The 26,534-nt window shown below is 65.5% G+C and carries 28 protein-coding genes; 11 read left to right on the top strand and 17 right to left on the bottom strand.

From position 1 onward, the window contains the following. Positions 1-10: 10 nt before the first annotated feature. From FPZ54_RS01925 to lepA, 4 genes are all read right to left on the bottom strand, one after another. The gene (locus FPZ54_RS01925; RefSeq protein ID WP_145849522.1) at positions 11-1,873 is read right to left on the bottom strand and encodes a two-component system response regulator; all 1,863 of its coding nucleotides are present in this window, start codon (positions 1,871-1,873) and stop codon (positions 11-13) included. A 267-nt stretch (positions 1,874-2,140) separates the two neighbouring features. Then, a complete protein-coding gene (locus FPZ54_RS01920; protein ID WP_145844567.1) occupies positions 2,141-2,767 on the bottom strand; it encodes an OmpA family protein in 627 nt (208 codons plus the stop codon). After that, positions 2,764-4,593, bottom strand: a complete 1,830-nt coding sequence (locus FPZ54_RS01915) for a cation:proton antiporter (RefSeq protein ID WP_145844566.1) — start codon at positions 4,591-4,593, stop codon at positions 2,764-2,766. Before FPZ54_RS01915 ends, FPZ54_RS01920 begins: the two co-directional genes overlap by 4 nt. Positions 4,594-4,808: 215 nt before the next feature. Further along, positions 4,809-6,617, bottom strand: coding sequence for a translation elongation factor 4 (gene lepA, locus FPZ54_RS01910; RefSeq protein ID WP_145844564.1), 1,809 nt, complete (start codon positions 6,615-6,617; stop codon positions 4,809-4,811). 65 nt (positions 6,618-6,682) lie between these two features. Between lepA and FPZ54_RS01905 the strand changes: the two genes are divergently transcribed. From FPZ54_RS01905 to FPZ54_RS01890, 4 genes are all read left to right on the top strand, one after another. Then, positions 6,683-7,162, top strand: a complete 480-nt coding sequence (locus FPZ54_RS01905; RefSeq protein ID WP_145844563.1) for a phosphoglycerate mutase family protein — start codon at positions 6,683-6,685, stop codon at positions 7,160-7,162. Between the two features lie 173 nt (positions 7,163-7,335). After that, positions 7,336-8,163, top strand: a complete 828-nt coding sequence (locus tag FPZ54_RS01900; RefSeq protein WP_145844562.1) for a CsgG/HfaB family protein — start codon at positions 7,336-7,338, stop codon at positions 8,161-8,163. Positions 8,164-8,354: 191 nt separating this feature from the next. After that, positions 8,355-9,020, top strand: coding sequence for a DUF6975 family protein (locus FPZ54_RS01895; RefSeq protein ID WP_145844560.1), 666 nt, complete (start codon positions 8,355-8,357; stop codon positions 9,018-9,020). Positions 9,021-9,089: 69 nt separating this feature from the next. Next, positions 9,090-9,941 (top strand): AAA family ATPase, encoded by an 852-nt coding sequence (locus FPZ54_RS01890; protein ID WP_145844559.1) that lies wholly within the window; start codon positions 9,090-9,092, stop codon positions 9,939-9,941. 32 nt (positions 9,942-9,973) lie between these two features. Here FPZ54_RS01890 and FPZ54_RS01885 read toward each other — a convergent pair whose 3' ends face one another. Together FPZ54_RS01885 and FPZ54_RS01880 are read right to left on the bottom strand one after the other, a co-directional pair. Then, a complete protein-coding gene (locus FPZ54_RS01885) occupies positions 9,974-10,219 on the bottom strand; it encodes a helix-turn-helix domain-containing protein (protein WP_145844557.1) in 246 nt (81 codons plus the stop codon). Then, positions 10,219-10,695: a DUF2975 domain-containing protein gene (locus tag FPZ54_RS01880; protein ID WP_145844556.1), complete on the bottom strand. Its 477-nt coding sequence runs from the start codon at positions 10,693-10,695 to the stop codon at positions 10,219-10,221. Before FPZ54_RS01880 ends, FPZ54_RS01885 begins: the two co-directional genes overlap by 1 nt. A 68-nt stretch (positions 10,696-10,763) precedes the next feature. On the opposite strand from FPZ54_RS01880, the gene FPZ54_RS01875 reads away from it, so the two are divergent. From FPZ54_RS01875 to FPZ54_RS01865, 3 genes are all read left to right on the top strand, one after another. Then, positions 10,764-11,657 carry an ATP-binding cassette domain-containing protein gene (locus tag FPZ54_RS01875; RefSeq protein WP_222428339.1) on the top strand — a complete coding sequence of 298 codons (894 nt, stop codon included), beginning with the start codon at positions 10,764-10,766 and terminating at the stop codon, positions 11,655-11,657. Between the two features lie 12 nt (positions 11,658-11,669). After that, positions 11,670-12,401: an ABC transporter permease gene (locus tag FPZ54_RS01870; protein WP_145844555.1), complete on the top strand. Its 732-nt coding sequence runs from the start codon at positions 11,670-11,672 to the stop codon at positions 12,399-12,401. Between the two features lie 174 nt (positions 12,402-12,575). Beyond that, entirely contained in the window at positions 12,576-13,607 is a 1,032-nt protein-coding gene (locus tag FPZ54_RS01865; protein ID WP_145844554.1) for a substrate-binding domain-containing protein, read from the top strand. Positions 13,608-13,619: 12 nt separating this feature from the next. On the opposite strand, the gene FPZ54_RS01860 is transcribed toward FPZ54_RS01865, so the two are convergent. The 7 genes from FPZ54_RS01860 to FPZ54_RS01835 all read right to left on the bottom strand — a co-directional run bounded on the left by FPZ54_RS01860 (position 13,620) and on the right by FPZ54_RS01835 (position 20,610). Continuing rightward, on the bottom strand, positions 13,620-14,621 hold the full coding sequence (locus tag FPZ54_RS01860) for an NADPH:quinone oxidoreductase family protein (RefSeq protein ID WP_186456874.1): 1,002 nt from the start codon (positions 14,619-14,621) through the stop codon (positions 13,620-13,622). Further along, a complete protein-coding gene (gene leuD, locus FPZ54_RS01855; protein ID WP_145844552.1) occupies positions 14,584-15,213 on the bottom strand; it encodes a 3-isopropylmalate dehydratase small subunit in 630 nt (209 codons plus the stop codon). The genes FPZ54_RS01860 and leuD overlap by 38 nt, the downstream gene beginning before the upstream one ends. Before the next feature lie 108 nt (positions 15,214-15,321). Then, positions 15,322-15,450, bottom strand: coding sequence for a hypothetical protein (locus FPZ54_RS20300; RefSeq protein ID WP_277872309.1), 129 nt, complete (start codon positions 15,448-15,450; stop codon positions 15,322-15,324). Positions 15,451-15,453: 3 nt separating this feature from the next. Further along, the gene (gene leuC / locus FPZ54_RS01850) at positions 15,454-16,902 is read right to left on the bottom strand and encodes a 3-isopropylmalate dehydratase large subunit (protein WP_145844550.1); all 1,449 of its coding nucleotides are present in this window, start codon (positions 16,900-16,902) and stop codon (positions 15,454-15,456) included. A 71-nt stretch (positions 16,903-16,973) separates the two neighbouring features. Then, on the bottom strand, positions 16,974-18,461 hold the full coding sequence (locus FPZ54_RS01845; RefSeq protein WP_145844548.1) for a SulP family inorganic anion transporter: 1,488 nt from the start codon (positions 18,459-18,461) through the stop codon (positions 16,974-16,976). 97 nt (positions 18,462-18,558) lie between these two features. Beyond that, positions 18,559-19,524, bottom strand: a complete 966-nt coding sequence (locus tag FPZ54_RS01840; RefSeq protein WP_145844546.1) for an NAD-dependent epimerase/dehydratase family protein — start codon at positions 19,522-19,524, stop codon at positions 18,559-18,561. A gap of 9 nt (positions 19,525-19,533) precedes the next feature. Next, positions 19,534-20,610 (bottom strand): winged helix-turn-helix domain-containing protein, encoded by a 1,077-nt coding sequence (locus FPZ54_RS01835; protein WP_145844544.1) that lies wholly within the window; start codon positions 20,608-20,610, stop codon positions 19,534-19,536. Between the two features lie 91 nt (positions 20,611-20,701). On the opposite strand from FPZ54_RS01835, the gene FPZ54_RS01830 reads away from it, so the two are divergent. Next, entirely contained in the window at positions 20,702-21,247 is a 546-nt protein-coding gene (locus FPZ54_RS01830; RefSeq protein WP_145844543.1) for a hypothetical protein, read from the top strand. A 168-nt stretch (positions 21,248-21,415) separates the two neighbouring features. Here the strand turns inward: FPZ54_RS01830 and FPZ54_RS01825 are convergent, their stop codons facing one another. From FPZ54_RS01825 to FPZ54_RS01815, 3 genes are read right to left on the bottom strand one after another with little or no spacing between them, the layout of a single operon-like run. Then, complete coding sequence (locus FPZ54_RS01825; protein ID WP_145849519.1) at positions 21,416-22,066, bottom strand: CoA transferase subunit B; 651 nt, start codon at positions 22,064-22,066, stop codon at positions 21,416-21,418. 19 nt (positions 22,067-22,085) lie between these two features. Further along, a complete protein-coding gene (locus FPZ54_RS01820) occupies positions 22,086-23,138 on the bottom strand; it encodes an HAD family acid phosphatase (RefSeq protein WP_145844542.1) in 1,053 nt (350 codons plus the stop codon). After that, positions 23,135-23,854 carry a CoA transferase subunit A gene (locus FPZ54_RS01815; RefSeq protein WP_145844540.1) on the bottom strand — a complete coding sequence of 240 codons (720 nt, stop codon included), beginning with the start codon at positions 23,852-23,854 and terminating at the stop codon, positions 23,135-23,137. Before FPZ54_RS01815 ends, FPZ54_RS01820 begins: the two co-directional genes overlap by 4 nt. A 215-nt stretch (positions 23,855-24,069) precedes the next feature. Between FPZ54_RS01815 and FPZ54_RS01810 the strand changes: the two genes are divergently transcribed. Next, positions 24,070-24,285 (top strand): hypothetical protein, encoded by a 216-nt coding sequence (locus FPZ54_RS01810; RefSeq protein WP_145844538.1) that lies wholly within the window; start codon positions 24,070-24,072, stop codon positions 24,283-24,285. 61 nt (positions 24,286-24,346) lie between these two features. Here the strand turns inward: FPZ54_RS01810 and FPZ54_RS01805 are convergent, their stop codons facing one another. Beyond that, complete coding sequence (locus FPZ54_RS01805) at positions 24,347-24,619, bottom strand: GlsB/YeaQ/YmgE family stress response membrane protein (RefSeq protein WP_422396555.1); 273 nt, start codon at positions 24,617-24,619, stop codon at positions 24,347-24,349. Between the two features lie 138 nt (positions 24,620-24,757). Here FPZ54_RS01805 and FPZ54_RS01800 point away from each other — a divergent pair, with 138 nt between their 5' ends. Together FPZ54_RS01800 and FPZ54_RS01795 are read left to right on the top strand one after the other, a co-directional pair. After that, a complete protein-coding gene (locus tag FPZ54_RS01800) occupies positions 24,758-25,282 on the top strand; it encodes a gamma carbonic anhydrase family protein (RefSeq protein WP_145844536.1) in 525 nt (174 codons plus the stop codon). A 266-nt stretch (positions 25,283-25,548) separates the two neighbouring features. Beyond that, complete coding sequence (locus FPZ54_RS01795) at positions 25,549-26,532, top strand: NAD(P)H-dependent flavin oxidoreductase (RefSeq protein ID WP_145844535.1); 984 nt, start codon at positions 25,549-25,551, stop codon at positions 26,530-26,532. Positions 26,533-26,534 lie beyond the last annotated feature (2 nt).

Genomic DNA, 26,534 nt, shown 5'->3' with positions numbered 1-26,534 from the left:
CGCGCGGGCGTCACCCTTGCGTGCCGTTGCCTGCCATCGCGACGAGCGGTTCGGCGGCCGGTTCGATCTCGTCCGGCGCCATATAGCGCTCATGCGCGACTTCGGTCGCGACATCGGCTTCCAGCGGGCGGGCGAGATAATAGCCCTGATAATGGCTGCATCCGGCGAGGCGGAGCGCCTGGAGATGCGCTTCGGTCTCGACGCCCTCGGCGACGACCTCCAGCCCCAGCGCACGGCCGAGATGGATGATCGAATGGACGATCGCTGCGCTCTCGCGCTCCTTGCCCATCCCGTCGATGAAGCTGCGGTCGATCTTGAGGCAATCCAGCGCGAATTTGCGGATATTGTAGAGCGACGAATAGCCGGTACCGAAATCGTCGAGCGCGATGCGAAAGCCCATCTGGCGCAGGCGATAGAGGGTGTCGGCGGCGCGCTCGGCATTGTCGAAGATCGCGGTCTCCGTGATTTCGATCTGCACGCGGTGCGGCTCGATCCCGGCGCGCTGCACCCGCTCGACGACATGGCCGACAAAATTCTGGCGGCGAAACTGGCGCGGCGAGAAATTGACCGAGACATATTGCCCCGGCCATTGCTGGAGCATCTCAAGCGCCTCGTCGATCACCCAGTCGCCCAGCTCGTGGATCAGGTTCGATTCCTCGGCGATCGGAATGAACATGGCGGGCGAGATGTTGCCATATTCGGGGCTCTTCCAGCGCAACAGCGCCTCGAAAGCGACGATTTCCAGCTTTTCGCGCGCGACGATCGGCTGAAACACCAGCCGCAGTTCGCCATTGGCGATCGCCTTGGACAGGCCGCCCTCGATCTGGCGCCGGAAGCGGATCGATTCGTCCATGCTCTCATCGAACACGCGCACCACGCCGCGACCCGATTTCTTCGACTCATTGAGCGCCAGATCGGCGCGGCGCATTACGTCGATCGGATCATGCTGCATTCCCGGCGGGACAACGACCAGCCCAGCCGAAGCCGACCCCTGAACCGAATGGCCGAATACGGTAAAGGTGGTGGCGCAGGCTCTCAGCAGCTTCTCGACCGCCTCGACCGCTGCGCCTTCGCCCGGAACCTTCATCAGCACCGCGAACTCGTCGCCGCCCAGCCGCGCGACGAAGCCGCCCGGCGGCACTGCGCCCTCGATCGTGTCGCACACCATGCGGATCAGCTCGTCGCCGGCGAGATGGCCGAACGTGTCGTTGACCAGCTTGAACCGGTCGAGATCCATCATCGCCATCGCGAACGTCTCGGGGCCGCGGACATGATCGGTCAACGCGCGCATGAAGGCGAGCCGGTTGGGCGCATCGGTCAGGCTGTCGTGATTGGCGAGATGCGTCGCCTTGCTCTCATTCGCGGCCAGTTCGGCCTTCTGCTCCTCAAGCAGGGCCATCGCCTGGGCGAGTTCGAGATCGACCTGCCAGCGCTTGCCCAGCGCGGTCGCGGTCTGGACGACCTCTTCGACCTGGAACGGCTTGGCGATGTAGAAGATCTTGTCGGCGGGACCGGCGTCGCGGCTGATTTCGAGCGGGGAGAAATCGGAATAGCCGGTGACGATCACCAGATTGATATCGGGATCGAGCGCGCGGATGCGCTTGGCGGTTTCCTTGCCATCGATGCCCGGCGGCATCCGCACATCGATAAAGGCGACGGCGAACCGCTCGCCGCGCTCGATCGAGCGCGCCACGGCCTCGACGCCGTCGAGGCCCTGCATACAATGGACAGGCTCGAACGCGACCGTCTCGCTCTCGGCAACCGGCGCCGCGTCATCGTCGCCAAACAATTCAGCCGCCATTGCGTCCAGTGCGGCACCCTGCCCGCCCCCCGCGCCCCGGCTCTTGAAGCACTGGCGGTAGGAGTCGTGCATCCCCGGCTCATCGTCCACGATCAGAATGCGCAAGGCGAAGTCCCCTCAATCAGCCTTCCCCCCGCCTACGCCTACAGGGTTAAGGCCAGGTAAAAGGGTTAACGCCCGCTTCTCATGCACCTAGGGGACAGGCACATGAAAAGCGGGGCGCCGCGAGCCTAAAGCCCGGGGCGCCCCGTGGAGTTCAGGAGGGGATGAATGCGTCTCCGCACGCCCCGTTTGTGGGAAGGTTGCGCCCGCGCCGCCACGGTCAGACTCTGACGCGCATCACTCCTCCGCCGTCGCGGCGTTGGAGATTGGTGCGTCTTCCCCGGCCTCGAGAACGGGCGGCGGCTGGACCTCCACTTCCACCCGGCGGTTGCGGGCGCGTCCTTCGGGATCGTCGGAGCCATCGGGCTTCGCATTGGGCGCGACCGGCCGGTTCTCGCCGAGCGCGATCACCGTCATGCGCTCACGCGGCACGCCCTTTTCGAGCAGATAGTCGGCGACCGCCTCGGCGCGGCGACGTGACGCCACCAGATTGTCGCCATCATGGCCGCGGCTGTCGCTATGGCCGCGCAGCGTGATCGCTCCGCCTGTGACCATAGCCGGTGCCGCGATCAGGCCATCAAGCGCGGTTTTGGCATCATCGGAGAGCGTTATACCGCGATCGGCAAAGGAAATCGTGAGCGAGACCGGCTCGACCGGGGGCGGTTCGGGTGGCGCGACCTCATCCTCGACCGGGCGCAGGATCGACTTTGCCGCATCGGCATCTGCCCTGTTTGCTACGGTATCGTCGGCGCGTTCCGGCGCCGTCACTTCGTTTACCGCGATCGCATTTCCCGCCGGCGGGTCGCACGCGGTCAGCAGCGCGGTCGCCCCCAGGATAATAGCAGTCCTCGCCAATCGCTTCATGCCGCTTCCCCTGTCACCTCTTCCTTCTTCTTCCGGGCCGCGCGCTTTCGCGGCGGGCCAAAGGAAATCGCGGTGTCGCCCGGCTGTGGCGTCGGTCGCGACGCATGAGTGAAGAACCGCAGACTGCCATTCTTGCGCACAAGCATCAGCATGTCACCGCCCTCCGGAAGCGCCGCCTTGGCGCTCTCGAAATCATAATGCTCGCCGATCTTGGTCTTGCGAAATTCCCAGCCCTGCGCCTCGCGCTCCAGAATTTCCTCGACGCCCAGGCCGGACGCGAACATCGCGCGCCCGCGCAGACTTTCGGGCAGGCTGCGCGGATCGTCGTCGCTCGCATCCCCCAGCTGATAGACCGAATCGCGGCCGATCTCGGGCGCGAACTCGGTGCAGACCAGGGCGTTATAAGCCTCGTTCGTCGAGGTCGCGGCGAGCACCTGAAACTGGCTCATGTCGAGCTGATCCTCGGTCGTTTCGGCGAGGATTTCGCCATGGAAGGTCGGGATACCGGCCTGACGCGCAGGGGTCAGCCGCTGCCAGCTCGCGTCTGCGATGGTCACCGGCACCTCGAGCTGGCGAAGCTGCTCCGCGAGCTTGAGGCTCCAGCTGGTGCTGCCGACCAGCAGCAGCCCCTGTTTCTCGGCGCCCGTCACCTTGAGCCAGCGCGCCACGTGGCGAATACTGAACCCGTGCGCGAGGATGGTGCCGGTGACGATCAGGAACGACAGGCTGACCAGGATGCCGCCGTCGCTATAGCCCAACTCCCGCAGATGCAGCGCGAACAGGCCCGAGATCGCGACCGCGACGATGCCGCGCGGCGCGATCCATGCGATCAGCAGCCGCTCGTTCCACGGAATGCGGCTGAAGGCGAGGCTGAGCAACACCGTCGCGGGGCGGACGAGGAACAGGATCGCCGCGAGGAAGGCGAGGAAGCGCCATTCGAACTGACGCACGGCATCGAAATCGAGCGACGCGGACAGGATAACGAACACGCCCGAAATCAACAGGACGGTCACATTCTCCTTGAACGGATGGATGTCGCGCAGGCTGTCGAGGTGCATGTTGGCGAGCGCGATGCCGAACAGGGTGACTGCGAACAGCCCGGTTTCCGACTGGATGGCATTCGATCCGACAAATGTGCCGATCACCGCGACGACCAGGATCGGCGCCTTGAGATATTCCGGGACATATCCGCGCGGAAAGGCCCAGGCCACCGCGCGCGCGGCGCCATATCCGATCAGTCCGGCGATCACGACCGCCCCGACCAGCGCGAGAGTCACCTCGAACAGGGTCGCGCCTTCGCCCGCCCGGCGAAGATACTCGTAGGTCAGCACCGCGCACAGCGCCCCGAAGGGGTCGTTGACGATGCCTTCCCATTTGAGGATCGCTCGCGGCCGGGCCGCGACATTGCTCTGGCGCAGCAAGGGAATCACTACCGTGGGACCGGTGACCACGAGAATCCCGCCGAACAGGATCGCGACCGGCCAGACCAGTCCTGCGACATAATAGCAGGCGAGCGCACCAAGCGCCCAACCGATCGGCACGCCCAGCACGACGAGGCGTGTCACCGCGCCCTCGGTCTTGCGCAACTCGCGCAGGTTGAGGCTGAGCCCGCCTTCGAACAGGATCAGCGCGACGGCGATGGAGACCATCGGCTCCAGCAGTTCGCCGAAGACATGCTCGGGATCGATCAATCCCGTGACCGGCCCGGCGATCACGCCGGCAGCAAGCATTAGCGCGATCGCCGGCCAGCCGGTGCGCCATGCAACCCATTGTGCGCCGATTCCGAGCGCCCCGATCAGCGCGATTGCAAAAGCCTGGTCCGGCATGGTGAAACGAAAATGCCCCCTTGGGCGGACAAATGCCCCAGCATTCGCGCAGGTTCCACGCATATCCCTGCCGCGCCGAACAAAAAAGGGGGCGCCGGGCCTGTTCGGCCCGGCGCCCCGTAAAGGCTCAGGGGATGATGCGTCACCGCATGGCCATTGAATGCCCGGGTTCGCCGATGCGTTCCACGGTCGCTTTCTGACGCGCCCTTTTTTTCCTATTCCTCGCCCATCCGCAGCGCAGCGATGAACGCTTCCTGCGGGATGCTGACCGAACCGTACTCGCGCATCTTCGCCTTGCCCTTTTTCTGCTTGTCCAGCAGCTTGCGCTTGCGCGTTGCGTCGCCGCCATAGCATTTGGCGGTCACGTCCTTGCGCATCGCGCTGATCGTCTCGCGCGCGATCACCTTGCCGCCGATCGCCGCCTGGATCGGGATTTTGAACAGATGGCGCGGGATCAGTTCCTTCAATCGCTCGACCATGCCGCGGCCGCGCACTTCCGCAGTGGCGCGGTGGACGATCATGCTCAGCGCATCGACCGGCTCTTCGTTGACGAGGATGCCCATCTTGACCAGATCGCCCTCGCGATAGCCGATCTGTTCATAATCGAAGCTGGCATAGCCCTTGGAGAGCGATTTCAGCCGATCGTAAAAATCGAACACCACCTCATTGAGCGGCAGTTCATAGGTCACCTGCGCGCGCCCGCCGACATAGGTCAGGTTCTTCTGGATCCCGCGCCGGTCCTGGCACAGTTTCAGGATCGATCCGAGATATTCGTCGGGGACATAGATCACCGCCTGAATCCACGGTTCGGCGATGCTCTCGATCTTGTTCGGCTCGGGCATGTCGGCGGGATTGTGCAGTTCGATATGCCCGCCGCCATGCGTCAGCTCGATCTGGTACACCACCGACGGCGCGGTAGTGATCAGGTCGAGGTCGTACTCGCGCATCAGCCGTTCCTGGATGATCTCCAGGTGCAGCAGGCCGAGGAACCCACAACGGAAGCCGAAACCGAGCGCCGCCGATGTCTCCATCTCGAAGCTGAAGCTGGCATCGTTCAGCCGCAGCTTGCTGATGCTTTCGCGCAATTTCTCGAAATCATTGGCATCGACCGGGAACAGGCCGCAGAACACCACTGGCTGGACTTCCTTGAAGCCTGGCAATGCTTCGACTGCGGGCTTCTTCGCATCGGTCAGCGTGTCGCCGACGCGCGCCTGCGCCACTTCCTTGATCTGAGCGGTGATGAAGCCGATCTCGCCGGGGCCAAGGTCCGCAAGCTGTTCGATCTTCGGCCGGAAACAGCCGACGCGGTCCACCAGATGCGTGGTGCCGCTCTGCATGAACTTGACCTGCTGGCCCTTTTTCAGCGTGCCGTCGATCACGCGGACGAGGATGACGACGCCCAGATAGGGGTCGTACCAGCTGTCGACCAGCATTGCCTTGAGCGGGGCATCCGGATTACCCTTTGGCGCCGGGATGCGCTCCACCACTGCGTTCAGGATCTCGTCGATGCCAATGCCCGACTTGGCCGAGGCGAGCACCGCGCCCGATGCGTCGATGCCGATCACCTCCTCAATCTCGTTGCGCACCTTTTCGGGTTCGGCGCTGGGCAGATCGATCTTGTTGATCACCGGCACGATCTCATGGTCGTGCTCGATCGACTGATAGACATTGGCGAGGGTCTGCGCCTCGACCCCCTGCGCGGCATCCACCACCAGCAGCGCGCCCTCGCACGCCGCCAGGCTCCGGCTCACCTCATAGGCGAAATCGACATGCCCCGGCGTGTCCATCAGGTTGAGGACGTAATCGAGCCCGTCCGGCCCCTTCCAGTCGAGGCGCACGGTCTGCGCCTTGATGGTGATGCCGCGCTCCTTTTCGATCTCCATATTGTCGAGCACCTGCTCGCTCATCTCGCGCGCGGTAAGCCCGCCGGTGCGCTGGATCAGCCGATCGGCCAGCGTCGACTTGCCATGGTCGATATGCGCGATGATCGAAAAATTGCGGATACGGGAAAGGTCGGTTGCCATAGACCGCGCGCGTTAGCAGGGGTGGCGGGGTTGCGGAAGATGCCCCGTAGGATCAGTGTAGCGGGATGCGTCGCCTGATCCTCGCCCTCGCCTGCCTCGCCGGCCCCGCGCTGGCTGGCACGGCTCCGCAAACCATCCATGTCGTCCGGCATTTCGATACGCCTGCCGGGGAGAAGGACCCGGACCTGTTGCCGCAGGGCGTAGCGCGCGCGGAGGCGCTGGGGCGCTGGTTTCGGGGGAAGCGGCTGTGCGCGATTCTGGTCAGCGATTACAAGCGCACGCGCCAGACCGCAGCGCCGCTGGCGGCAGGTCGCAGCATCGCGGTGCAGACCTATGATCCGCGCGACACGCCGGGCGTGGTGGCCCGCGCCAGGGCATCGGCCTGTCCGGTGCTGATCGTGGGGCACAGCAACACCGTACCGGACATCGTCGCGCAACTGGGCGGCACGCGGCCCGCCGATCTCGCGCATGAGGATTTCGGCGATATCTGGACGATCGAGGGCGGCAGGACGACGCACGCGACGATCGCCCCCTCATCCCCATAACCGGGACCCTCGCCTGCCTTTTTCCGATGCACGTTCGGAACGGTTGCGGTATGACCTAGCCCCGGAGGGGTACCCTCATTGTCAGAGCGTATCAGTTGTATGCGACCATGCCGCACGGCACCGTCGCCGCCAGCTTTTCGGGGTAGAACGCCCCTGCAAGGGAGGATTATTTCATGCGTGTCGTCCGCAATCTCATCGCCGCAACGGCTCTGGTCTCGATGGCCGCCGGGCCGATCGCCGCATCGGCCCAGACCGCGACCAGCTCGTCGGGCAAGACCTATAAGGACGGCACCACCAAGGGCGCATCGTCGGGCCGCCGCGATCAGGAGCGCGGCCAGCGCGAGATTCCGCGCTGCACCCGCAATCTGGGCACTGTCGCGATCGTCGAACCGGACAATCAATGGTGGCGCGAGCTCAAGCTGGGCAGCCCCGAAGCGATCCTGAAGGTCTTCATCCAGCAGTCGGGCTGTTTCACCATCGTCAATCGCGGTCGCGCGATGCAGAGCCGCGCGATGGAGCGCGCGCTGCAGGAACAGGGCGAGATGCAGGGCGGCCAGAATATCGGCAAGGGCCAGGTCCGCACCGCTGACTATTTCCTTCAGCCCGATATCGTTTCAGGCAACCAGGATTCGGGGGGCGGCGGCCTTGGTGCCGTCGCCGGACTGTTCGGCCGTCGCCTGGGCGGTCTCGGCGCCATCGCGGGCAGCATCAACGTCAAGAAGAAAGAGGCCAACGTCACCCTGTCGATCGTCGATGCGCGCACGACCGAGGAAAAGGCACTGACCGAGGGCTATGCCCGCAAGACCGATATCGGCTTTGGCGGCGGCGGCGGTGGCGGCTGGTGGGGCGGGTTCGCTGCAGCGGGCGGCAGCGGCTATCAGAATACCGATATCGGTCAGGTGATCGTGCTCGCCTATCTCGATGCCTATACCAAGCTGGTGTACGAACTGGGCGGCCTGCCCGACGACGCCGCAGCGGCTGCGCCCCCCGCACGTCGCTGATCCAGCGCAGACGGGAAACGGGGTCGGCGCCCTTGCGCGTCGCCCCCTTTCCACGTCGCGGGATCCCGCCAATTCCGAAAACTCACTTAACGCGCGATCAACCAGGTCTTTACGCGCTTCGGTATAGACCTGCCGGGCAAAGCAGACCCCAAGACGCCGGATGGTCCGGCGCTGTTGCTTTGTGGGGACCTATGGCGCTCGAAACGGTACGGACAGCAGGGCTGAGCGGTGCATCGGGCACGCTGACCGCGCTCGTGTCTGCCGATGGCAGTGCGGTGCACCCCTATCTCGCCCGACTGAGCCAGGGCGTTGCGCTGATGCGCGACCTTTCCGATTTCGCGCACCAGATCTGTATCCTGCACGCGCGTCATCCCGATATTTTCGAGCTCGCGGCGGATCACTCGCGCCAACCCGCCACCGCTGCCTGGCTGGCCGAAGCGGTCCAGGGCTTCGCCGCCGAACGCGCCTATCTGGTCCGCATCGTCGCCGCAGCGGGGCCGCTGCCCAGCACGCCGGGTCAGGCCGCGTCGGAAGCGTGCCTCACCGCGCAACGCCATGCGCTCGACATGCTCGCCCAGTCGGACCGCACCGGCTGCGCCGACGGCACCGCGATCGCGCTCGCGCTCGACTGGCCTGCGATCCGCCACATGCTCGATATCGCGGCGGAGCGGCTCGGCATCGACCCGACACCCTGCCAATTGCCTCCGGCGTTCGAGACGGCGACGGTGATCGACGCGCTCGCCGCCTCGCTGCCGATCGAGCGGGCGATGATGTTCGGCGCGCAGCAGATGCTGGCCCAGCATCGCGGCCTGTTCGATCTGCTCGACGCCCGCGCCTCGGCCCGCGAAAACCACTAACTCCCGCTTGCGCCACGCCCCCTTCCCCCGCTAGGCCATACCCGATCTTCCAATTTCACGGGGACGGGAATGCGCTTCGAAGGCACGCAGGATTATGTCGCAACCGACGATCTGAAGGTCGCGGTCAACGCCGCCGTGACGCTGCGCCGCCCGCTGCTGGTCAAGGGCGAGCCGGGAACGGGCAAGACCGTCCTTGCCTATGAAATCGCGAAGGCGGTCGGCGCGCCGCTGATCGAATGGAACGTCAAATCGACGACCAAGGCGCATCAGGGCCTGTATGAATATGACGCGGTCGCCCGACTGCGCGACGGCCAGCTCGGCGATCCGCGCGTGCATGAGATTTCAAACTATATCCGCAAGGGCAAGCTGTGGGAGGCCTTCACTTCGCCCCAGCTCCCCGTGCTGCTGATCGACGAGATCGACAAGGCCGACATCGAATTCCCCAACGACCTGCTCCACGAGCTCGATCGCATGGAATTCCACGTCTACGAGACCGGCGAGACGGTCCGCGCCGCCGAACGCCCGATCGTTGTCATCACCTCGAACAACGAAAAGGAATTGCCCGACGCATTCCTGCGCCGCTGTTTCTTCCACTATATCAAATTCCCCGATCGCGGCACCATGCAGGCGATCATCGACGTCCATTTCCCCGGCATCCAGAAGATGCTGGTGAGCAAGGCGATGGATATCTTCTACGACATCCGCGAGGTGCCTGGCCTGAAGAAAAAGCCGAGCACCAGCGAGCTGCTCGACTGGCTGAAACTGCTGCTGCACGAGGACATGCCGCTCGACGTGCTGCAATCGCGCGACCCCAGCAAGGCAATCCCCCCGCTCCACGGCGCGCTGCTCAAGAACGAACAGGATGTGATGCTGTTCGAGCGGCTGGCCTTCATGGCGCGGCGGCAGGCGCCCAAGGGCTGATCTCTTGCCGGGGCCGCCGGCGCGCGCGGCTGTTACCCCTCCTCTGCCTCGTCCGGTGCCTCCAGGTCGGACGGGTCGTAGAGATAATCGAGCAACTCCCCCGGCGCACAGTCCAGCGCCGCGCACATCCGCGCGAGCGTCGAGAACCGCACCCCGCGCACTTTCCCGGAACGGAAGAGCGAAAGCTGCGTCTCGCTCACTCCGATGCGGCGGGCGAGTTCCTTGCCGGTGATGCCGCGCGCACTCAGTGCGGCGTCGAGGGTGACTTTCACCGGCATCAGAAGAACTCGTTCAGTTCGTCACGCATCGACGCGGCCTGCGCCAGCAATTGCGACAGCAAGACCAGCGTGGCCCCCACGACCCCGAGCGTGATCGCAGCGCCGTCAAATGCCAGATACGCACCACGCTCGTAGAGCAACCGCGTCAGCAACGGCACGCCAAACACGTTGAACAGCGCGCCGACGAACAAGGCCGACCCGACCCGGAACAACAGCCGCGGCACGACCTGCCCGAACAAGGCGCCGCCCGCGATCGCCTTGAGCGCCTGCCGCACCATCCAGATCGCCCAGATGTAGATGAACATCGGAACGTAGAAGATAATCATCATCCCCGTGCTCCGGCCCAGCCCGTTCCAGAGCAAGGCGACCGCCAGCACCGCCACTGCGAGCGCCAGCATCGCGAAGGGCAATGTCACCAGCCACATCAGCAGGCGCGCCCGTGCGCGCAGCGTTTCGAGGGTCATGTTCGGAGACATAAATTTAACCTTGACTTAAATTTTCGGCGCATCGATTTAAGTTAGACATAAATCAAGGAGCCCTTCTGATGCAAGCAGCACTGGAAATCAAAGGCCTGGGTCGGCGGCTCGGCGGCCGCGCCGTCATCGACAATCTGTCGATGCGCGTGCCACGTCGGGCGATCTACGGCTTTCTGGGCGCCAACGGCACTGGCAAGACGACCACGATCCGCATGGTGCTTGGCGTGCTGCGTGCGCATGTCGGCGAAATCCGCGTGTTCGGCGAAGCCATGCGCCACGGGAAGGCGCGGCGAATCGGCGCGCTGGTGGAATCGCCCGCGCTCTACGATCACCTGACCGGCGCCGAGAATCTCGACCTCACCCGTCGCATTCTTGATTTGCCGCGACGCGAAGTCGACCGGGTACTCGAACTGGTCGATCTGCGCGATGTGGCGAAGCGCCGCACGGGCGGATTCTCACTCGGAATGCGTCAACGGCTCGGCATCGCACGGGCGCTGCTCGGCAGCCCGAAGCTGCTGATCCTCGACGAACCGACCAACGGCCTCGACCCGGACGGCATCCGCGACATGCGCGTGCTGCTCCAGTGCCTGCCCGAAGGCGGCGACGTCACCCTGCTCATCTCCAGCCATCTGCTCGGCGAGATCGAGGCGATCGCTACGCATGTCGGGCTGCTTCATGCCGGACGACTGTTGGCCGAGGCGCCGCTCGCCGAATTGCTCGGCAGCCAGGGCGGCGTCGAAGTGGCGACCGAGGATCGCGCCCGCGCCGCGCTGATCCTTGGCGAGGCCGGGTTCGGGGTGTGCCCGCACGCGGACCTCCCCGGCGCTCTGGTGGTCGATGCCGCCGATCCCGCAGATATCGCCGCCCTGCTCCATCAGCGGGGCGCCCGCCTGACCCATCTCGCCCGCCATCGGCGCCCGCTCGAACAGGTCTATCATGACCTGCGCGCCAAGGCCGCCTGAGGAGAAATTGCCATGTTCCCCCGCTTCCTTGCCGTCGAGTTCCTCAAACTGCGCCGCTCGCTGGCCCTGCTGCTATGCGCCGCAGCGCCGGCTTGTATCGCCGTCCTCGGTGCGCTGATCGCGCTTGATCGCGGCGGCGACTGGCGTGGGTTCGCGCTCGGCAATTCGGCCTTCTGGGCCTTTGCGATGCTGCCGATGGCGCTCACTGCGCTCAGCGTGCTGCTCGCGCAGATGGAGCATGGCGCGCGCGCCTGGGACCATCTGCTCGCGCTGCCCGGCGCACGGCTTCACCTGTTTCTCGCCAAGGCCGTGGTGATGCTGACGCTGTTGTGGGGCATGACCCTGTGGCTGTTCGTACTGCTCCATCTGTCGGGCCTCGCGGTCGACGCGATCACGCCCGGCACGTTCAAGGGCACGCCCGACCCCGTCGGCACGGCGTCTGTACTCGTGCGTATGGCGCTGGCCTCGACCCTCGTGGCGATCCTTCAGCTATGGGTGGCGCTGCGCTTCCGCAGCTTCGTACCCCCGCTCGTCTTCGGCATCGCCGGCACCTTCGCCGCAATTGTAGCGGTGAGTGCGCGGCAGGGCGTGTATTTCCCTTGGCTCATGGCGACCAACATCCTCGCCGCCGATCCGGCCAAGTCGGCGCTCGCGCTGACGCTGGGCGGCTTGGGCGGACTATTGGCGCTGGGGGCGATGCTCGTGCATCTCGGTCGCCGTGACATGGTCGGGGCGGGAAGCTAGGCCGGGCGAACGAACGATGCGCCCGGCGGCATTCGCGCCGCCGACGGGCCACAACTCGGCTTAGCCGGCCCCTGGCCATGTCACACGCGAGTAACGCTGTTGCCCGACAAGGCGGGCGGTGGACGCATCTGAGTTGCGCTCCCCCTGTGCGCTTTGGGATAGGGAGGATCGGCGATGCTGGGGCGGTTTGGTCTGTTGGCATTCGCGGCACTGGCGCTCGCATCGTGCGACGGAACGTCGTTCCGCGCGATTCATGTCGTCGGCTCGTCGACGGTGCTACCCTTTACCAAGGCCGTTGCGACGGCATTTGTCGCGGAGGATGACGGGCGCCGGACACCGGTGATCGAATCGACCGGCACCGGCGGCGGCATGATCCGCTTTTGCGAGGGCGTGGGCGCCAAATATCCCGACATCGTCAACGCATCGCGGCGGATGCGGGCCACCGAGTTCGATACGTGCCAGACGAACGGGGTGAAGGAAATCATCGAGGTGCCGATCGGGCTCGACGGCATCGCCCTTGCCGAATCCAATGACGGGCCAAAGCTGACGCTGACCCGCAAGGACATCTATCTGGCGCTCGCCGCGAACCCGATGGGGAAGCCCAACACCGCGAAGATGTGGAGCGACGTCAACCCCGCGCTACCCGCTACGCCGATCACCCTATTGGGGCCGCCATCGACGAGCGGCACGCGCGACGCCTTTGTCGAACTGATCCTGGAACCGGGATGCATCGCCGCAAACCCGGCCGCCAAAGAACTCAGGACGAACCCCGATCCGGCGCTGTTCGAGGCCGCCTGTCGCGCGATCCGCAAGGATGGCCCCTATATCGAAAAGGGCGAGGACGACGACCTGATCGTCGAGGGGCTGTACGCAAACCGCAACGCGGTGGGCGTGGTCGGCTTTTCCTATCTCGAAAAGAACCGCACGCGATTGCACGGCGTCCCGATCGACGGGGTGACGCCGACCTATCAGGATATCGCCAACGGCAAATATCCGGGGGTGCGGAGCCTGTATCTCTATGTCAAGAAACGGCATTTGGCGGCGATGCCCGAGTTGGAGGATTTCCTGAAACTCTATGTGACGATGTGGGCCCCCGGCGGACCACTCACCGAGCGCGGCCTGATCGCTGCACCCGACAAGGTTCGCCGTCGCGCGGCCGAGACGATCGCCAACGAATATCCGGTGAAGCGTTCAGCCCTGCCCTGAGCGGCGCGGCAATCAGTCCGCCACCTTCACCACCAGTTTGCCGATCGCCCCGCGTGCGCCGAGCTTGGCAATTGCCTTGCCGCCATCCTCGAATGCGAACACTTCGCTGACATGCGGGCTGATCGCCCCCTCTTCCCAGAGGCGGAAGAGATGATCGACATGCGCGGCGTTCGCCTTGGGATCGCGCGCGGCGAAGGCACCCCAGAAGACTCCGCACACGTCGCAGCTTTTGAGCAGGGTCAGGTTAAGCGGCAGCTTGGGAATGCCCGCCGGGAAGCCAACGACGAGATAGCGGCCCTCCCAGGCGATCGAGCGCAGCGCCGGCTCGGCATAGTCGCCACCGACGGGGTCGTAGATCACGTTCGCGCCGTTCGGGCCGACCGCCGCCTTGAACTGCTCCGCCAGCGCCTTGGACGCGTCCTTGTCGAACGGCGCCCGGCCATAGATGAGCGTCTCGTCGGCGCCCGCCGCCCTGGCAGCCGCCGCCTTCTCCTCGCTCGACACCGCCGCGACGACGCGTGCGCCGAACGCCTTGCCCAATTCGATCACCGACAGGCCGATCCCGCCCGCCGCGCCCAGCACGAGCAGCGTATCGTCCGCCTTCAAACGCCCGCGGTCGAGCAAGGCATGGATGCTGGTGCCATAGGTCATCAACAACGATGCGCCCTGCTCGAAACTCTTCCCCTCGGGCAGGCGATAGAGGCGGCGGCGCTCGACCGCGGCCTTTTCGGCAAGGCCATTCCAGCCGGTCGAGCCGAGCACGCGGTCGCCGGGCTTGAGGTCATCGACCCCCTCACCTACCGATTCCACCACGCCCGCAATCTCGCCGCCTGGCGCGAAGGGGCGGGGCGGCTTGAACTGATATTTATCCTCGATGATGAGCACGTCGGGATAGTTGATCGCACAGGCCTTGATCGCGACCACCACCTCGCCGGGCTTGGCAACCGGATCGGGAAGTTCGTCGAGCGTTAGAGTTTCAGGTCCGCCCACTTCCTTCGACAACAAGGCCCGCATCACCGCTCTCCTTACCGATCCAGGGCCGCTCTTTGGCGACCATCGATTCGAATTTCGAAATCACGGTATCCCTTGCCAGTGTCAGCCCGACCTCGTCCAGCCCCTGCATCAGGCAATCGCGGCGGAACGGGTCCATCTCGAAGGCGAACCGGTCCTGAAACGGGGTGGTGACGGTCATTGTCTCCAGGTCAATCGTGACCTGATCGGTCCTCGCGACTTCGATCAGCCGGTCGATCGCTTCCTGAGGCAGCACCACCGCGACGATGCCGTTCTTGAACGCATTGCCCGCGAAAATATCCGAATAGCTGGGCGCAATCACCGCAATGATGCCCATGTCCTTGAGCGCCCAGGCGGCGTGCTCGCGGCTCGACCCGCACCCGAAATTCTCCCCGGCGATCAGGATCGGAGAACCGGCATAAGCAGGATCGTCGAAGATATTACCGGGCTCGGCCCGCACCGTCTCGAACGCCCCGCGCCCCAGCCCTTCGCGGCTGATCGTCTTGAGCCAATGGGCGGGGATGATGATGTCGGTGTCGATATTCTTCGCGCCCCAGGGATAGGCGCGCCCTTCAACCTTGCGGACCGGTTTCATCGTCTCAACTCCAGCGATGCACAGCGAACGCGACGCTGCGGACCGCGCCATCGCGCCGCCCGCCACGTCCCTCGCATTTGATTGGTAACGGTTCGCCGAGCAGCGCGCTCAACGCACGGGCGGGCTGACCTGAGCGCTCGCCTGCGCCTCGCCAACCGAGAAGGTCGCGGTCGCATAGACCGCCGCCGCGCCGCTCAGGATCGTGCCTGCGATCAATGCCACCAATACGCGCTTCACCGGTCATCCCCCCGTTTGGACCCCCATCAGGTCCCGAACGTCCGTGAGCCTGCCAGTCACCGCCGCCGCCGCCGCCATTGCGGGCGAGACGAGGTGGGTACGCGCTCCCGGACCCTGCCGTCCTACGAAATTTCTGTTGGAAGTGGAAGCACATCTCTCGCCCGGCGGGACTTTGTCCGGGTTCATCGCGAGACACATGGAGCAGCCCGGCTCACGCCATTCGAAGCCGGCGGCCGTGAAGATGCGATCCAGACCCTCGGCCTCGGCCTGGCGCTTCACCAGCCCGGAGCCGGGAACGATCAGCGCCTGACGCACGCCGTCCGCAACCTTGCGCCCGTTTACCACGGCGGCGGCGGCGCGCAGATCCTCGATCCGGCTGTTGGTGCAGCTGCCGATGAAGATATTCTCGACCGCAATGTCCTGCATCCGCGTGCCGGGGGCGAGGCCCATATAGTCGAGCGATTTGCGTGCGGCGACGCGCTTGGCCGGATCCTCGAAACTGTCGGGGTCGGGCACGCTGCCGGTGATCGGCACCACATCCTCGGGGCTGGTCCCCCAGGTGAGCGAGGGGGCGATGTGACTGCCCTGCAACGTCACCACGCGATCGTACTGCGCACCCGGATCGGTCGGCAGCGAGCGCCACCAGGCCAGCGCCTTCTCCCACTCCGCCCCCTTCGGCGCCATCGGACGGCCCTTCAGATAGGCGTAGGTGGTCTCGTCGGGCGCGATCAGGCCGGCGCGCGCGCCGCCCTCGATCGACATATTGCTGATCGTCAGCCGCCCCTCGACCGACAGGCCACGAATCACCTCGCCGGTATATTCGATGACATAGCCGGTGCCCCCCGATGCGCCGATCCGGCCGATGATCGCCAGGATGACGTCCTTGGCCGACACGCCATAGCCGAGCGTGCCATCGACGCGGATCTCCATCGTCTTCGACTGGGTGAGCAGCAACGTCTGCGTCGCCAGCACATGCTCGACCTCGCTCGTCCCGATGCCAAAGGCGAGAGCGCCAAGCGCGCCGTGCGCCGAAGTGTGGCTGTCGCCGCAGACCAGCGTCGTGCCAGGCAGGGTGAAGCCCTGTTCCGGCCCCACGACATGGACGATACCCTGCTCCGGCGCGGTCGCGCCGAAATAATCGATGCCGAATTCGGCGACGTTGCGCTCCAGCGCGGCAAGCTGCTGCGCACTCTCCTGATCGGCGATCGGCAGGCGGTGGCCCGCCGCATCGGTCCGTGCGGTGGTGGGGAGGTTGTGGTCCGGCACCGCGAGCGTCAGGTCGGGACGCCGCACCCCGCGGCCGTTGATGCGCAGCGCCTCGAACGCCTGCGGGCTGGTCACCTCATGGACGAGGTGGCGATCGATATAGATGAGGCAGGTGCCGTCCGGGCGCCGCTCAACGACGTGCGAAGCCCAGATTTTTTCGTAGAGCGTAAGAAGTTTGCTGGCCATGATGCCGTCCCCTTACGCCTTTGTTACGCAGGGGCAAGCGCAGGCGACATTTTCTGAGGCGAAGTCCTGCTTCAGTGGCCCACCACGCCGAGCGACACGAACGGTTTGTCATGCTCGCCATATTTCTCGACCAGCGTCGCGCTGGCTTCGTTGAGGCCGATCACCTCGACCGCCTTGCCCTCGCCGCGCAACCGCAGGACGATCTTGTCGAGCACGCCGGTCGCCGAAATATCCCAGAAATGCGCCTTGGTCAGGTCAATCGTCACCGAGTCCACCGCCTCTTCACGAAACGCGATCGATTCCATGATCCGATCCGTCGAGGCGAAGAAAATCTGTCCGCCGATCGTGTAGCTGCGGCTGCGCCCGTCAGGGCTCAGCGCGGTCTCGATGGTGACGAGCTGACGCACCTTGCCGGCAAAGAAGATGCCCGACAGCAACACGCCTGCCAGCACGCCCATCGACAGATCGTGGGTCCAAACGACGATGACGACGGTTGCGAGCATCACGACGCTCGACTGCCAGGGGTGGACGCGCAGGTCGGCAAAGGACTGCCAGCGGAAGGTGCTGACCGACACGAACATCATTACCGCGACCAGCGCCGGCATCGGGATCTGCGCCACCCACCGGCCGAGCACGACGATCAGGATCAGCAGCAGGATGCCCGCGGCGAAGGTCGACAGGCGGCGGCGCCCGCCCGACTTCACGTTGATCACCGACTGGCCGATCATCGCGCAACCGCCCATGCCGCCGATCATGCCGGTGAAGAAATTGGCGATCCCCTGCCCCAGCGTCTCCCGGCGCTTGTCGGAGCGCGTCTCGGTCATGTCGTCGACGATCTGCGCAGTCAGGAGGGATTCGAGCAATCCGACGGCGGCCATCGCCAGCGAGAAGGGCGCAATGATGCGTAGCGTTTCCCAGGTCAGCGGCACCTGCGGCCAGTGGAACATCGGCAGCGCCTCGGGCAGCCTGCCCATCTCGCCGACCGTATTGACGTCGATGCCCATGCCGATCGTCACCGCAGCGAGCAGCACGATCGCTACCAGCGGCGACGGCACGGCGCTGGTCAGGCGCGGGAGCAGATAGATGATCGCCAGCCCCGCCGCGACCATCGCATAGGTCTCCCAGCCCACCCCGGTCAACTGGGGCAGCTGTGCCATGAAGATCAGGATCGCGAGCGCGTTGACGAAGCCGGTGATGACCGAGCGCGACACGAACCGCATCAGCAGGTCGAGCCGCAGCAGCGCGGCGATCCCCTGAAACACGCCCATCAGGATCGTCGCCGCGAACAGATATTCGACGCCATGGTCGCGCACCAGCGGCCCGACCAGCACCGCCACCGCCGCCGTTGCCGCCGAGATCATACCGGGCCGCCCGCCGGTGATTGCGATGATCACCGCGATCGAGAAGCTGGCGTACAGCCCGACGCTCGGGTCCACCCCGGCGATCAGGGCAAAGCCGATCGCTTCCGGGATCAGCGCCAGCGCGACCACCAGCCCCGACACGATCTCCCGCCCCGGATTGGTCAGCCAGTCGCGGCGGACGTTAGAGGCAAAAGACATGTGAACATCGGCCACGGGGCGGTTCCTTGGGTGCAGCAAACTCGGAATTGCTGCAATGCAGCGAGTGCGGCGCGTTTAGCCGCCGCCGCCCAATGGTTCAACCCGACTGGCGCGCCCGCTCCTGCGGCGACACATAAGCGGGATCGTGCGCGAAGGGGAGCGGGCCGCCTGAGCGAAGGGTGTCGAGCAGTTGGGCGAAGCCGGTGTCGAAGGCAAAATCCAACTCGCGCTGGATCCGTCCGCTGTCATAGACCCGCCCGATCCGCGTTGGCAGTTCCCAACCGCGCGCGGCATAGAGCGCGGGCGCATCCGGGAAATGCCGAGCGATCACCGCGGCGGCATCGCGCTTCAGCTCCGCCGCCTCGTCGCGTGCGAAGGGGGTGGGCGCGGAGACGATATAGGTCCCGAACCCGATCGCTGGTGCCTTGGCCAGTGCCGCGACATGCGCGCGTGCGGAGTCCTCCACGGTCAGGCGACGGTTGAGAAACTCGTTTGCCTTTAAATTGACGCCCGGTGGATGGCTGTGCGTATCATCTTCCTCGGGAAAGAAACGCCCCGTGCGCAGGACGATGCAGCTCAGCCCATGTTCGGCATGGAACAGGCGGCAGAGCTGCTCGGCGGCATATTTGGTGACGCCATAGATGTTGCGTGGTTCGATCGGCCCGCTGTCCTCGTCGAGCCACACCGCCGCATCCCCCGCCTCGTCGCGGATTGCCTGGCTGATCATCAGCGAGGTGGTCGAGGTGAAGACGAACCGGTCATGTCGAGCGGCGACCGCCGCTTCGAGCAGGTTGAGCGTGCCGGTGACGTTGACGTCGACGAACCCCTCTTTCGGATAGCGCACGATGTCGGGCTTGTGCAGCGCCCCGCCATGGATCACCGCCTCGATCCCCCGCTCGGCAAGCACCCGGTCGATCGCCGCGCGATCGGCGACGCTCGCGATCACATCGGTATCGGCACCGGGCGCGACGTCGAGGCCGGTGACGTGATGGCCCTCGGCCCGCAGCAGCGGCGCGACAAAGCGGCCGAGCCAGCCCGACGAACCGGTCAGAAGAACATGCATGGTCAGCGCCTAATCTTGTGTCTCGGATTGCGGATAAGCGGTGCCGCCGCGCCACAACCCCGCTGCCGTGAAGCTGCCGAACAGCGCACCCTCGGCAACGCTGGTCACGATGCGGCTGCGCAGGCCGAAGCCGCTTTCACCCAGCAGCCGGCCGATATGGCCCAGGTCGAGCCGCGCGCCCTCCATCGTCCGGGTGAGTACGTCGATGCTTCCGGCCAGCAGCCGCCCGCCCGCCAAGGCGATGATCAGCCCCGCCGCCGCGCCCAGCACCAACCCGGCCAGTCCGGCATGGCGCCTGGTGCTTCCCGCGCGCCGCGCCGCGATCCAGAATGCCATCCCGACCGCAGCCCCCAATGCCAACCCCTCAGGCGCGCCGGTAATCCCTTCGGGCGCACGGCCGAGCAGCAGGGCAAAGGCGTCGATGCCGAGCAGCTTGGAAACCGCGCCGACGATCAGCCCTGCCAGCGCGCCGCCGACAATTGCCATTGGTGAGCGGGCACCGCCGCGCTGCACCGCCGCCGCCACGCCGAACGCCACCGCCCCTCCGCCAATCGCGGCCAGCGCGATGGTGATGCAGGCCAGCACCAGCACGAACGACAGCGCCCCGCTTTGCGCCGGCACCGCCAGCGTCGCGCCGAGCACGCCATAGGTCAGCCCGCCAATCACTCCGGCCGCAACTGCGCCCGCAGTCCCGGTCGTTCCCATCCGCCACATCAGCGACTGCGCCGGCAGCGGCTGCGGCGCGGGCGGAAGCGGTTGCTCGGTCGCCTCGCCCTCGATCGCACCAACAAAGCGATACCCGAATTTCGGTACCGTCGCGATGAAGCGCGGATCGCCTGCCTCATCGCCAAGCGTGCGGCGCAAGGTGCGGATGCACTGGGTCAGCGCCTCATCCGTCACCGGAATGCCGCGCCACACCGCGTCCATGAACCGGTCCTTGGTCACCAATTGCCCGCGCTCACGCACCAGCAAGATCAGCGCGTCGAGATAACGCGCGTTGAGCGCCACCTCCGCGCCGTCACGGCGCAGCTGGCGCTCGGTGCTGTCGAGCTCGAAGCTCCCAAAGCGATAGATCATCGGGTCCATGGCGAATTCAGCGAAGCCTCAGATCTTGCTCATGCCGCTCACCCACCGGCCGGGCCAGGGACGGGTATCGGCACTTCATGGAGGCAAGCAAGTGGTTGAACAAGCAAAGACTGGCGGCATGTGGCGCAACCCGTGGCGGTTGATCGGATGGGGCGGGATCCTTGGGTTGCTGCTGCTCCCGGCAGTGGCGATGCAGTTTACGCATGAGGTCGATTGGAGCGGCGGGGACTTCCTGTTCGCCTTCCTGATGCTCGGCAGCGTGGGGCTTGCGGTCGAGCTGACCGTGCGCGCCAGCCCGGCCTGGACCTATCGCGCGGGCATGGGCATCGTGCTGGCCGCCTGCTTTCTGACGATCTGGATCAACCTCGCCGTCGGGTTCGTCGGGAGCGAGGACAACCCGATCAACGCGCTCTTCTTCCTCGTACCGCTGAGCGCGGTCGCAGTATCGGTGCTGAGCGGATTTCGTGCACGGGGCATGGCGGTCGCGTCGGCCCTCGCCGCTGCGGTCCAGATCGGCGTGATGCTGTATATCTGGACGACCGGGCAGGGATTCCCGATCGGCGTCACCCTTTTCTTCGGCACGCTGTGGTGCGTTGCCGCCGGGTTGTTTCACCAGGCAGCACGTCAGCGATCCTGACATTCCTCCCCTGCCCCGCAGGGGAGGTGGCAGCGAAGCTGACGGAGGGGCCGCCCCGTAGAGGGCGGATTTTTGCCGAGCTGTTGACGGCCGGCTGCGCGGCCGCCCCTCCACCACCCGCTCCGCGGGCGGTCCCCCTCCCCTGCGCTGCAGGGGAGGAACTGGAACTCATGCCGTCGCCAGAGCCACCTCGTAATGCGCCGTGGTCTTCGCCGCGACCTCTTCCTCGGTCACGCCGGGCGCCAGTTCGATCAGGCGGAAGGGCGAGACGTGGTCGGGCCGCTGGAACACCGCCAGATCGGTGATAATCATGTCGACCACATTCTTGCCGGTCAGCGGCAGCGAGCATTCGGGGATGAATTTCGGGCTGCCATCCTTGGCATTATGCTCCATCACCACGATGATCTTCTTGACGCCAGCGACCAGATCCATCGCGCCGCCCATCCCCTTGATCATCTTGCCCGGAATCATCCAGTTGGCGATGTCGCCATCCTGCGAAACCTCCATCGCGCCCAGCACGGTCAGGTCGATATGCCCGCCCCGGATCATCGCGAAGCTGTCGGCGCTGCTGAAATAGACCGATTGCGGCAGTTCGCTGATCGTCTGCTTGCCGGCGTTGATGAGGTCGGGGTCCTCCTCGCCTTCAAATGGAAACGGGCCGATGCCCAGCATTCCATTCTCCGATTGAAGCGTCACCTCCACCCCCTCGGGAATGTGGTTCGCCACCAATGTCGGGATGCCGATGCCAAGATTGACATAGAAGCCGTCCTTCAGTTCCTTCGCGGCGCGCGCGGCCATTTCGTCGCGGGTCCAGCCCATGCTGTCCTGGGGCATCTTGTCACTCCTTGGGCGTATCTTGAGACGGGTTGACGGTGCTGCGCACCGGATTGGGGAGGAGGAACCAGCCTGCGCCCCAAAGCGGCGCGACCATGGTCTCGGTCGCTGCGGTGGGACGGCGGGCCGAATTGCCTTCGGCATCGAATGCGTCGCTGAACTCACCGAGGGAGTCGCCGACGATCGCGATCACGCAATAGCTGGCGGCGATGGTCTGGCGCATCTGATCGCCCGGGATCGGTGACTCCCCGCCGCGCAGAAACAGGGTCTTGCCGGCTTCTGTCTGGCCGAAGCCAAGCTGGGCAAGCAATGCGGATACGCCCGCAGCGCCCGATCGCGCGCGGGCGCTGGTGAAGATCGCCTGGACGCCCTCGCGACGCACCGCTTCGATCCCTTCGACCGCGCCCGGCACGGCTGCAACCAGATCGCGCCCGTCCCCGTTCCAGCGCCGCCAACGCGCCTGCGGGTCGCTGCCTTCGGCATTTTCATCCAGATCGAAGACGATCGCGAGCGGCTTTGTTCCACACGCCACATAACGCGGCGCATCGAGGCTCGCGCCTTCGGCCAGCACCACCGCGCGGGGCTCCGTGCCCGCGCGCCGTGCCGCCACCTGCGCCTCGACATAGGTCCAAAGCGACTGATAGGCCTGAAGACTATACGCTGCCGCCTCTCCCGCACCGGCGGATAAGGGAGGTGCTGCGCCATCGGGGACAGTCCGGCCGCCCGGCGCGCCGACGCCCTCGAGCGGCACGATGGCCGCACCCTCGGCAATACGCATCCGCTCGCGTGCCTGCGCGGTCGCCAGCCCTGATTGGGCATCGGTCCCCGACACAGGATCGGCGGCCTGCATCCGTTCCCGCGCCCGTTCGGTGGCGAGCGGCGCATCAAGCGGAGCCTCGCCCCGCTCTTGCCGGCGCTGCGCAGGCGCCTTGTTGTCCCCACTCAGTTCGCCACGCGCGATCACGCCCCCCGCCAGCACCGGAATCGCCGCAGCGACGCAGCCGCCCGTCAGCAATGACGCTGTGGCCAGCGCCGCGATGGCGCGCAGCCGGATCACGCCGCCGCGCTGCTCTCGGCGCGCGGACGGACGGTGCGGAACTCGATCTTCTTGTCGTAGGGAGCGCCGACGATCATCCGCTTCACATAGATGCCGGGCAGATGGATACAGTCGGGGTCGAGGCTGCCGACCGGCACCACTTCCTCGACTTCGGCGACGCAGACATGGCTGGCGGTCGCCATGGGCTGGTTGAAATTGCGCGCGGTCTTGCGGAAGATCAGATTGCCCGCCTCGTCCGCCTTCCACCCTTTGATGATCGACAGGTCGGCGCGGATCCCGCGTTCGAGGATATAGTCCTCCCCGTCAAAGACCTTCACTTCCTTGCCCTCGGCCACCTTCGTGCCGACGCCGGTCTTGGTGTAGAAGCCGGGGATGCCGGCTCCGCCCGCGCGGCAGCGCTCGGCCAGCGTGCCCTGGGGACAGAATTCAACCTCAAGCTCGCCCGCCAGATATTGCCGCTCGAACTCCTTGTTCTCACCGACATAGGAGGAGATCATCTTGCGCACCTGGCGGCTGCGCAGCAGCTTGCCCAGCCCTTCGCCATCGATCCCGGCATTGTTGCTGGCGATCGTCAGATCCTTGACCCCCGACGCCTGGATCGCGTCGATCAGCCGCTCGGGAATACCGCACAGCCCAAAGCCGCCCGCGCAGATCATCATGCCGTCATGGAGCAGGCCGTCCAGCGCCGCCTCGGCGTTCGGATAGAGTTTCTTCATCGCGGCGATTCTCTCCTCTGGTCCTGGGCCGCGCGATAGTCGCGAGGGCATCCCGCGGTCAAGCGAACCTGAACCGACTTTCAACTTGCACGAGTGGCGCGGCGATTGCGACGAATGCACGCTGCACTGCGGCAAATACCTGTCCGGACGCGTTGAATGGTTAACCTTTGACGGTTAGCATTTGCAGCGATTTCCTGGGGGCGGGATTGTCGCACATGATCGAATTCACGGTGTTTCTCTATGGCCTGTTGTCGGCCTTTGTCCTGATGGCGGCCGAACAGAATCGCCGCCTCGCCCGACCCAATCCCGCGATGGTGACGGTGGTCGGCTGGGGGTTGTTTTCGATGTCGTCCACGCTGGCGGTGCTGTTTGGCGCCGTCGCGCTCGCGCTTGTTCTGGGCGTTCCCATTCCCGAATTGTCCGCCGCATAAAAAAACGGGGCGGCCATGGGCCACCCCGTGAGGGCTTGGGAAAGAAGGTCTCAGCCGGTCTTCAGCGAACCGAACCGCGACGAACCAGGTTCACGATCGCCAGAAGCACGACCGCGCCGAGGAACGAGATCAGCAGCGACATCGCGCTGAACGAACCCTGGGTAATGGTGCCGCCGCCGATCAGCGGGGTAATCAACAGCCCTGCCAGCAGCGCGCCGACAATGCCCACCACGATATTGAGGAAAATGCCCTGTTGGGCGTCGGTGCGCATCACGATGCTGGCAAGCCAGCCCAGCACGCCGCCTACGACCAGAAGAATAATAAGGTTGATCATCTGCCGTCTCCCGTATTCAGCCTCGGCATAGCCGAGTTACGCGATATACGGTTGAGAAGGCCGGACGTTCCGCGTCCGGACAACTTTGTTTCGCCTGTGTCATTGGCCGCGGCCATTCATGCGTGTCAGGAGACCATCATGCCGGTCTATGCCTTTGAGGATGTCGAACCCGTCATCGATGCCGATGCCTGGATCGCCCCCAGCGCCGACGTGATCGGCGATGCGCGCCTTGCCGCTGGCGCCAGCATATGGTTCGGCGCCGTGATCCGTGCCGACAACACCCCGATCAGCATCGGCGCGCGCAGCAATGTTCAGGAGGGGGCGATGCTCCACTCCGACCCCGGCGTGCCATTATCGGTCGGCGAGGATTGCACCATCGGGCACCACGCGATCCTGCACGGCTGTACGATCGGCAATCGCGTGCTGGTCGGCATGGGCGCGATCATCCTCAACCGCGCAGTGATCGGCGACGATTGCCTGATCGGCGCCGGTGCGCTGGTGACCGAAGGAAAGGAATTTCCACCTGGTAGCCTGATCGTCGGCAGCCCCGCGCGCGCGGTGCGCGAGATCGATGCGACCACCCGTGCAGGCCTGCTCCTCTCGGCGCAGAATTATGCCGAACGCCAGCGGCGGTTTCGAGGAGGGTTGCGGCGGGTGGATTAGCGGTGCTCATTCCTCCCCTGCCCCGCAGGGGAGGTGGCATCGCGAAGCGATGACGGAGGGGCCGCCCGTAGAGGGCGGAATTTTGCCGAGCGGCTTACGGCCGTCTGCACGGCCGCCCCTCCAGCCCCGCCTGCGGCGGCGGTCCCCCTCCCCTAAGACAAGCTCAAGGGAGGAATAAGACGTCGCTTTCGAATTTCCGGTACGCCAACCCTTGCCGTTTACGTAAAGCATCTGGACACGCAATTCGGTTCGTCTATGAAACGGGTATGGCCCTTCCCGCGCTCTTCGACCGCCTGCGCCTGCCCGTTATCGGGTCGCCGCTCTTCATCGTCTCCGGCCCCGAACTGGTGATTGCCCAGTGCAAGGCGGGGATCGTCGGCTCCTTCCCCGCGCTCAATGCGCGGCCGCAGACTATGCTCGACGAATGGCTCCACCGGATCACCGAGGAGCTGGCCGCATGGAACCGCGACAATCCCGATCGCCCCGCCGCGCCCTTTGCCGTCAATCAGATCGTCCACCGCTCCAACGACCGTCTCGAAGCGGATCTTGCGACCTGCGCAAAATGGCAGGTGCCGATCGTCATCACGTCGCTCGGCGCGCAGGAGGCCGTCAATCAGGCGGTGCATTCATGGGGCGGCATCACGTTGCACGATGTCATCAACGATCGCTTCGCGCACAAGGCGGTGGACAAGGGCGCCGACGGGCTGATCCTGGTCTGCACCGGCGCAGGGGGACATGCGGGCCAGCTCAGCCCCTTTGCGTTCGTTCAGGAAACGCGCGCCTGGTTCGATGGGCCGGTGATCCTGTCCGGATCGATCGCCAATGGCGGTGCGGTGCTCGCGGCGCAGGCGATGGGCGCCGATCTCGCCTATATCGGCTCGCCCTTTATCGCGACCCAAGAAGCGAATGCAGATGCCGAATACAAGGCGGGGATCGTCGAGAGCGGCGCCTCCGATATTGTCTATACAAATCTGTTTACCGGGGTTCACGGCAACTATCTGCGCAAGTCGATCGAGGCGGCGGGGCTAGACCCCGACAATCTGCCCGAGAGCGATCCGAGCAAGATGAATTTCGGATCGGGCGGGAACAGCAAGGCGAAGGCGTGGCGCGACATCTGGGGATCGGGCCAGGGCATCGGCGCAGTGCATGAGGTGGCGCCCGTGGCCGACTATGTCGACCGGCTGGACGCCGAGTATCGCGCGGCAAGGGCGCGGATTGCCGGGCTGTCGAGCGGCGGCTGGAGCGCGTGAAT

The sequence above is a fragment of the Sphingomonas suaedae genome, from assembly GCF_007833215.1.
Taxonomy (GTDB): domain Bacteria; phylum Pseudomonadota; class Alphaproteobacteria; order Sphingomonadales; family Sphingomonadaceae; genus Sphingomonas; species Sphingomonas suaedae.
This window is presented reverse-complemented; position numbering and strand designations above follow the sequence as displayed.